Here is a 567-nt window from a genome sequence, read left to right as displayed (position 1 = left end):
CACCCCGTCAAGTAGACAGTACAAAAAATGAAAAACCAATTAGGCGGCCTTTGTCCTGAATTCCATGGGACTGAGGCCGTTTAGCTTTGTTTGCAATCTTTCATAATTATAAAAGCGAATGTAGTCATCAATATCCTTTTTGAGCTCCTCAAAGGTTCGGTAGGTATGCAAATAATACTTCTCGCATTTTAGCGTCCCCCAGAAGGATTCCATCGGTCCGTTATCAATGCAGCGACCAACCCGGGACATGCTCTGGGTTAGTTTGTTGTCGTCCAAGAGCTTCTTGAAGTTTAGGGAGGTATACTGAAAGCCCCGATCGCTATGAAGCAGAGGCATACATCCGGGAGCTGTCTGCAAAGCCAATTCCAACGTCTGAAAAACGAGAGGATTGTTATTAGAATGCCCCAAGACGTAGGAGACGATAGTTTTATCATGAAGATCGAGTATAGCACTTAAATACGCCTTCTGGGCATTGCCGTATTTGAATTCCGTTACATCGGTAACCCATTTTTCATTCGGCTTTTCTGCTTGAAACTTGCGATTAAGCAGATTCTCTGCCACCTGTTG

The 567-nt window shown here is 44.1% G+C and carries 1 protein-coding gene; it reads right to left on the bottom strand.

The window, feature by feature from the left end; genetic code table 11:
• Positions 1 to 39: 39 nt before the first annotated feature.
• The coding region (locus ACQ4N8_RS28160) for an IS3 family transposase (protein ID WP_430707677.1) at positions 40 to 567 on the bottom strand (528 nt) is incomplete at its 5' end.

Source organism: Paenibacillus macerans (assembly GCF_050565405.1).
Classification (GTDB): Bacteria; Bacillota; Bacilli; order Paenibacillales; family Paenibacillaceae; genus Fontibacillus; species Fontibacillus macerans_B.
This window is presented reverse-complemented; position numbering and strand designations above follow the sequence as displayed.